Here is a 7,195-nt window from a genome sequence, read left to right as displayed (position 1 = left end):
TCCGCTTCGCTTCTTGCGTTCGCGGCTGCGCCTGGCTCTGCGGGGCTCAGGCACTGAACGCATTCCGCTTCGCTTCTTGCGTTCGCGGCTGCGCCGCATGATCACAGAGAAAAGGAGGCGGATTTGAAAGCGAGCTTTCAATCCGTCACCCTTTCTCTGTGATCATGTGCCTGTTAGCTAACGCGAAATATCAACCTTTGGGTTGATGGACCCTTGCTTTGAAACGTGTTATAATGGTGGAAATCATAATTAGGGAGGTATGTCATGTCCAATCGATTGCAAGAACTGGGGCAACGCATGGGCGAGGGATTCGCGGCTTTTAAGGAATCCGTCGAGGCCAAGCTGTCTGCAGAAAATGCCATGACGCCGGAGCAACGTATACGGAATGCGGAGGCTGAGCTGGCAGGACGCCGGGCTGCGGAGAGTTCGGCCATGCGTAAGCTGGAGGATTGTCGGGACGAATCGGAGAAGTACAAACGCTATGCTGAGGAGGCGGATGCGTCCGGGGATGGTAAGGCCCTGCGGCGTTACGAATCCGCCTTGGCGGATCTGGCGGCGAAGCTGCCCCAGCTGGAAAAGGACTACCAGGATGCCGCAGTGCGTCGGGAGGCTTGTGAAGAAATCATTGCCGGCTTGGGCCTGAATGCCCAGCAGAATGAGGTTTAGCCCATGGCAGAACAAGTGAAAACCGAAAGCTTCATCTGCCCTTCCTGCGGCGGACACATGAAGTGGAACATCAAGAAGCAGGCCTTTGAGTGCGAATCCTGCCGGACCCCAGGAGAGGTGGATCTCTCCGGCGCGGGTATTGTCCACCACGATTACGCGGATTATACCGACCGGGAGGCCAAGAGTGAAGGCTATCCTGGCGAAACCACCGCCATTTGCCGCAATTGCGGTGCGGAAATCACCTTTGCTGCCAATGAGACGGCGACGGTCTGCCCCATGTGCAGCTCCCCCCAGGTGGATGCGCAGAAGCAGATGGCCGGAGTCCCTCCGGATGGGGTGGTGCCCTTTAAGGTGGACAAGGCCGATGCCCAGGAGGCCTTTAAGAAATGGGTGAAGAGCCGCTGGTTCGCCCCCAATAAGCTCAAGGAATCCTACCAGCAAGGAAAGCTGGACGGGGTCTATCTCCCCTTCTGGACCTACGATGCTCACACCGAAGCCCAGTATTGGGGCGAAGGCGGAACCTACTATGAGGACGAGGATGATGAAGGCAATACCTCGACCACCACAGTATGGACCCCGGTGAGCGGCCACGTATCTGCGGATTTCGACGATATCCCTGTGTGCGATGGCTCCGAACGCACCCAGGATGTGGTGGATGGCATCCTGCCTTACTCCACCGAAGGTGGGGCCTGCGTTTATAGCCCCGCCTTCTTATCCGGGGTGGGTGCCGAGCATTACGACAAGGGTGCCGTTGAATGCTTCCCCAAGGCGGAGGCGCAGATGGAAGCGACCCTGCGCAGCATGGCGGACCAGGAAATCCGGCACAAGGGCTACGACACCGCCAATGTCAAAAGCCTGGAGATGGAGCACCACGACTTAACCTACAAGCACATCCTGCTGCCCGCCTGGGTGTCTGCCTTCGCCTATCGGGGCAAGGAATACACCTACATGATCAACGGGGAAACCGGCAAGGTCAGTGGCAAGCGCCCGTACAGTGCCCCCAAGATTATCGCGGCGGTTATCGCCGGACTCATTGCCCTCTTCCTCATCTACAATATCTTTTTAAAGGATGCGGAAGCGAAGGAATACACCTACCCGGAACCCACGGTTTCCGTGGTGGAAATGCAGCAGCCCCAGGCCGCTTCTACCCTGGTGGATGACGGCGGGACCGGGATCCTTTGGTATTCCCCCGCTGCCTGATACACGCATTCAACTAAATAACGCATAAAGGAGATACACGACTATGGCTTGGTTTGGACAAGGTAAAGACACCATCGAATGGGAAGAATTCCGCGATGACGTGTTATTCTATAAGTGGCCCAAGAAGGAAATCAAAAAAGGGGCCAAGCTCATCATCCGCACGGGGCAGAAGGCCATCTTCTACGCCAACGGCGCCGTGGAAGGGGTTTTCGAAAATCCTGGCACCTACGATATCGCCTCGGAAATCGTCCCCTTCCTCTCTACCCTCAAGGGCATCATGGACCTTCGCGGGGATTCAGGCATGCGGGCGGAGGTCTACTTCGTCAACAGCAAGGAGCTGCTCCTGCCCTGGGGCACCCGCCAGCGCATCATGATTCCCACGCCGGAGGTACCCGCCGGCATCCCCGTGGGCTGTAATGGCAACCTGGTCATTACCTTCCGGGATTACAATATCTTCATCGAAAAGGTAGCAGGCATTAAGGATACCTACGCCCTGGAAGATGTGGCGGAACGCATCCTCGGGGAGCTCAACCCCATCGTGGCGGAAGCCATCCTGGGCGGCCAGGGCTGCATCGGCGTCAACGCCCTCCTGGGCCTCCAGATGAACAGCCGGGCCCTCAGCAAGAAGGTCTGCGAGGAGCTGGATAAGGAGCTCTTCGATATCGGCCTGGGGGTGGCGGATGTCACCATCCAGAACTTCAACTACCCCGAAGAGGTCCAGAAGATGGCTGAAAAGGCCGCTGGACAGGCCTTTGTGGGAGATGTGAATAAATACGCCACCATCGCCATGGCCGACGGCATGGCCCAGGGTGGGGATAATATGGGCGCCATGGGGGCCCAGATGGCCATGGGCATGCAGATGGCCCAGCAAATGGCCGGGTCCATGGCCCAGCCCCAGCAGCCCGCCGCCCCCCAACAGGCGGCCCCTGCCGCCGCACCCGCTGGCGACCGCTTCTGCCCCAACTGCCGCAAGATGGTAGCCGGCAAATTCTGCCCGGACTGCGGCACGGAAACGGTGTAGGTCCGCCGTTAATTACTAAAATTATTATGGTTTATCACTAAAAGAGGGGGGCGCTGACGAACAAAGGGAGACCTCTTATTCGTCAGGGCCTAAAACTTTGGTTCTCGTATTTTTATCCGCTCCCTTCCCTTGGTTTGTCGGCAGTCTGACCAGGGCCCTTAACCAGGGCCCTGGTTTTTTGATGGTGGAGAGTGCCTTTACCCGATACAGTTCATAATGATATTAATCATCATCTCTTTCTCTTCCGGCCGTGATTCAGCGATCATGATGGTTAGTGCAACTAATGTATAATCTGCAAGCTGTGGTTTTTAGTCACCAGATACAGAAGGTTGGCTGCTTTTTCTTCTAGGGACGGGTAAATATCCTCTCCGGCAAAGCTCTGGTAGATATTGCCAATGCTACCTTTGAAGGAATCATCCTTTTCTCTTCCAAACAGCTCGGATTCTGAACCGAAGCGCATGGCATCAATGACACTTTTACACTCTCCATAACCTAAGATGTAGGTGGCGTCCTTCCCACTTGGCTTCTCCATTCTTTGATGATCATAATCATCCAGCAAATCAAGGGCAAGGTTATATTTTTCAATGACAGACAGTACTTGCCTGGCTTCCAGGGCGTTTTCGGCACGCTGCATTAGCCGCACTACCTTCCCCAATTGCTTCAGACGATTGTCGTTGACGGCGTAGCCTTTGAGGATGTAGTCCTTCAACACCGTGTTGGCCCAGCGGCGGAATGCGATGCCACGTTTGGAGTTGACACGATAGCCAACGGAGAGAATAATATCCAGATTGTAAAAAGCCACGGTCTGCTTAACGCCATCAACACGCATTTTTTGCGTGTTGTTCCCACGGTCAATTTCACCATCGGCAAAAACCTTGTTGATGTGCTTCCGGATGGTTTTTTCATCCCGGTCAAAGAGCTGCGCCATTTGATTGGCAGATAGCCAGACGGTTTCCGCTTCTGGGGAAAATGGAACGGCTAATTGGATATCCTGATCCTCAAAAAAGACGATTTCTTTCATGTTTTCATTTGCTCCTGAATATTCGATATTTTCATTTCACCTCGCCTAAATGGACAAATCCTGTTCTTCGAAAGAACGGCATCCTTTTTTATATGCCAGGCTATTGCACAGGAGAAACACCACGGCCCCAAGGGCGAGGACCACGCATTTCGGCAGGAGATGCTGGGGATCCGGCGTGTCCAGCACATCCCGCACATAGGGGATGGCGAAGGTGCTGCCCTCGAAGACCAGGGCCACCAGCCAGTAGACGGTGGTCGCGATGACGAAGCTGCGGCCCACCTTGTTGATGGCCTTATAATACTGGGTGAAGAAAACCAGGTTGAAGATGCCGAAGAGCACCAGCCCTGCCCCCAGGAGGGTGAGGTTGGCTTCCAGTCCCGCCTGATTGGGGGCGCTTTCGATGGCATTGCGGAGGATGGAGAACCCCGCCACCAGCAGCACCTGGATAAGCTCGATGATTATGACGAAGGCCATCCGCCCCCGGACCACGTCTTTTTTGGTGATGGGTAAGCCCACGGAGTAGGAGATATCCCCATTCTCCCGGCCGATCATGCAGGTGAAAAAGACCCCCAGGGTGGTATAGAAGAAGATGACCGTGTAGGGGTAATTGGGAATCAGCACCATGGCGGAGAGCAGCATGAAGAGGGGGACCACCGGGTGCATGGACAGGACGAATTCTTTCTTTAATAATTGTGCGAGCATTATTCCGCCACCCTTTCGATATGAATCATAATATCCTCCAGATCCGCCGCCCGGCAGGGCAGGCCGGAGCCCGGGGCTTCCGCCGCCGGAATGAGGGCAGTGTCCCCCTGCTTGCTGCGCTTATAGCCCACCAGCTTCTTTTGGAGGGTCTCGGGTACCCCGCCTTCGGGCAGGGTGGCCACCTGATAGCTGGTGAGGAAGTCTTTCATGGGCTGCTCAGCGATGATGCGCCCCTTTTTAATGTAGATGATATCGTCGGCGCATTTGTCCAGGTCCGAGATGATGTGGGTGGAGAAGAGAATGGATTTTCCCCGGTCGCACAGCTCCAGGAAGACATCCAGCAGCTCATCCCGGGATACAGGGTCCAGGCCACTGGTGGGCTCATCCAGAAGGAGCAGCTCCGCATTGTGGGAGAGGGCCAGGGCCAGGGCGTATTTCACCTTCATCCCCGCGGAGAGCTGGCTGGGGGTCTTGCTCCCATCCAATTCGAAAAGCTCCATGTAATGGGCGTAGGCCCCATCGTCCCATTTCCTGTAGAAGGCCCGGGTGATGGCCGTGATCCGGTCGAGCTTTTTCCGGGGGTAATAGCTCACCCCGCTGCCCACGAAACCAATGCGTTCTTTGATGGCCAGCTCCTGCTGGGTCAGGTCCATATCGAAAAACCGAATCTGGCCAGCATCCGGATGGACATAGTGCAGGAGCGCATTCAGGGTGGTGGATTTCCCCGCACCATTGCGTCCGATGAATCCGGTGATTTTCCCTGCGGTCAGATGAAAGCTGACATCCTTTAGCGTAAAGGCTGGATAGGTCTTGCATAGCCCCTCTACGGTGAGTACGCTCATTCTTCTTCCCCTTCTTCCCTTTCTTTTGCAGCTTCCCCTTCAAAAATCGCCTGGGTGATTTTTGTCAGCATGGTCTTCGGTGGGATAGCGATCCCCCGTTTTTCATCCCCCAGGACAAGGATACTGTCTCCGGGATGGATATCAAAAATCTCCCGGGCCTCTTTAGGGATGACGAATTGTCCCCGTTCTCCAATTTTAACCGTCCAGGCATACTTGCCCTTTGGTGTTTTCTTTGTCATGGCGCACTCCTTTTTATGTGAAAAGTATGATTTATATGATTATTATGATAATCCTACAGTTTCTATTTGTCAAGCCGCCCCGTCAAAAAATAAAAAAAGAACCGAAACAGGAAGTTGTCACGCGTTTCGCTTCACTCGGATTGCTTTGGTTTGAATCAGCAGAGGGGGCCGGGGGTGCGGCCCCCCGGCCGAATCAAAGAGATGGTCTTTACCCTTCGGTAAAGAAAGAGGATTTAATGACACCTGCTAAAAAGCAGCAGATGCAAAAAGATTTAATTAAATAGGAATGACCAGTTCTTTGAATTCACAAAAAATCCCCCTCCGGATTGGAGAGGGTTTAAGGCGACACGCTTGTGCTTTCTTAAACGCTCTAAATCGGAGCATTGTAAGAACCAATCACTGTGCCGGTCTTCTGGCTTAGCAATATCATCCGGATTCCCTTCCCATCATACGACAGTGGTATTGAATCAGGCATTTTGCATTACAGCTGCGATTACAGCGGAGGCATCTCACCTCACTTCCAAAACACAGGATCATTCGTATTTAACTGATTTCAGTATACTGTATTGGGTCCTAAAAGTCAAGGGACCTTGGGATCATTTTACGATGACTTCGGATTCCAGGGCGGCAACGGCTGCGGTCATCACCCCAGCGATATCCTCGTGGATCACCAAATCCGCCCGATTATCCGCAGAGGTCGTACTTTTATTAATCAAAACGAGATGCTTCCCTCTAAAATAATCAATGAGTCCCGCAGCGGGATACACCACCAAAGAGGTCCCCCCAATAATCAGCGTATCCGCCTTGGAAATCGCCCGAATTGCCCCATCAATCACCTGGTTATCCAGACCCTCTTCATAAAGAACGACATCCGGCTTCACCACACCGCCACAATGCACACATCTGGGAATGCCCTTGGCCGATAAAATGAAGGTCTCATCGTAAAAGGCATGGCACTGGGTGCAGTAGTTGCGCAGCACCGATCCGTGAAGCTCGTAAACCACCTGGCTTCCCGCCTTTTGATGAAGGCCGTCGATATTCTGGGTAATGACGGCCTTTAATTTCCCCATGGCCTCTAACTTGGCCAGGGCCAGGTGACAGCCATTGGGCACGGCTTCAGGATACACCAGCTTATCCTTATAAAAGGTATAAAAATCTTCAGGGTATCCCTCAAAATACGTATGGGATACCAACTGCTCCGGTGTAAAATGCCGATTCAGTCGCGCATTAAAGAGACCGTCTGAACTCCTGAAATCAGGAATCCCAGAAGCCGTCGATACACCCGCGCCACCAAAAAATACAATATAATGACTTTCCCTTAAAATCTGTGCTAAGGCCTCACCATTCATGTAATCCTCCCCAAACCCGTTCTTTTTTTAATGATCCTTTGATTCTATTCGATTTTTCTTAAGGTTTTGTTAAATTTTATAGCGGACACCGCTTCCATTCCCCCATATTTCTTGATATAATTCTAAAGAGTTAAAGTAGACCGTTTATACGGCAA

Annotated in this window: 9 protein-coding genes and 1 riboswitch; of the genes, 4 read left to right on the top strand and 5 right to left on the bottom strand. The window is 53.3% G+C overall.

Annotated features, from left to right (window positions below):
• The first annotated feature begins 264 nt into the window (after window positions 1-264).
• From BLU30_RS11230 to BLU30_RS11220, 3 genes are read left to right on the top strand one after another with little or no spacing between them, the layout of a single operon-like run.
• Entirely contained in the window at window positions 265-666 is a 402-nt protein-coding gene (locus tag BLU30_RS11230) for a hypothetical protein (protein ID WP_090246446.1), read from the top strand.
• Between the two features lie 3 nt (window positions 667-669).
• Window positions 670-1,866, top strand: a complete 1,197-nt coding sequence (locus tag BLU30_RS11225) for a TFIIB-type zinc ribbon-containing protein (RefSeq protein WP_090246445.1) — start codon at window positions 670-672, stop codon at window positions 1,864-1,866.
• A 43-nt stretch (window positions 1,867-1,909) separates the two neighbouring features.
• Window positions 1,910-2,887 (top strand): SPFH domain-containing protein, encoded by a 978-nt coding sequence (locus BLU30_RS11220; RefSeq protein WP_090246443.1) that lies wholly within the window; start codon window positions 1,910-1,912, stop codon window positions 2,885-2,887.
• Window positions 2,888-3,167: 280 nt separating this feature from the next.
• Here the strand turns inward: BLU30_RS11220 and rhuM are convergent, their stop codons facing one another.
• The 4 genes from rhuM to BLU30_RS11200 are packed head-to-tail and all read right to left on the bottom strand — an operon-like array spanning window position 3,168 to window position 5,691.
• The gene (gene rhuM, locus BLU30_RS11215; RefSeq protein ID WP_242873575.1) at window positions 3,168-3,908 is read right to left on the bottom strand and encodes a RhuM family protein; all 741 of its coding nucleotides are present in this window, start codon (window positions 3,906-3,908) and stop codon (window positions 3,168-3,170) included.
• A gap of 45 nt (window positions 3,909-3,953) precedes the next feature.
• Window positions 3,954-4,610: an ABC-2 transporter permease gene (locus tag BLU30_RS11210; RefSeq protein ID WP_090246441.1), complete on the bottom strand. Its 657-nt coding sequence runs from the start codon at window positions 4,608-4,610 to the stop codon at window positions 3,954-3,956.
• Window positions 4,610-5,452 (bottom strand): ABC transporter ATP-binding protein, encoded by an 843-nt coding sequence (locus BLU30_RS11205; RefSeq protein ID WP_090246439.1) that lies wholly within the window; start codon window positions 5,450-5,452, stop codon window positions 4,610-4,612. Before BLU30_RS11205 ends, BLU30_RS11210 begins: the two co-directional genes overlap by 1 nt.
• Complete coding sequence (locus BLU30_RS11200) at window positions 5,449-5,691, bottom strand: AbrB/MazE/SpoVT family DNA-binding domain-containing protein (RefSeq protein WP_090246437.1); 243 nt, start codon at window positions 5,689-5,691, stop codon at window positions 5,449-5,451. The genes BLU30_RS11205 and BLU30_RS11200 overlap by 4 nt, the downstream gene beginning before the upstream one ends.
• A 26-nt stretch (window positions 5,692-5,717) precedes the next feature.
• On the opposite strand from BLU30_RS11200, the gene BLU30_RS11195 reads away from it, so the two are divergent.
• Window positions 5,718-5,975, top strand: coding sequence for a hypothetical protein (locus BLU30_RS11195; protein ID WP_090246435.1), 258 nt, complete (start codon window positions 5,718-5,720; stop codon window positions 5,973-5,975).
• A 101-nt stretch (window positions 5,976-6,076) separates the two neighbouring features.
• A riboswitch (cobalamin riboswitch) is annotated at window positions 6,077-6,270 on the bottom strand.
• A gap of 17 nt (window positions 6,271-6,287) precedes the next feature.
• Here BLU30_RS11195 and BLU30_RS11190 read toward each other — a convergent pair.
• On the bottom strand, window positions 6,288-7,040 hold the full coding sequence (locus BLU30_RS11190) for an NAD-dependent protein deacylase (RefSeq protein ID WP_090246432.1): 753 nt from the start codon (window positions 7,038-7,040) through the stop codon (window positions 6,288-6,290).
• Between the last annotated feature and the right edge of the window lie 155 nt (window positions 7,041-7,195).

This window comes from Eubacterium barkeri (assembly GCF_900107125.1).
GTDB classification, from domain to species: Bacteria; Bacillota; Clostridia; order Eubacteriales; family Eubacteriaceae; genus Eubacterium_O; species Eubacterium_O barkeri.
This window is presented reverse-complemented; position numbering and strand designations above follow the sequence as displayed.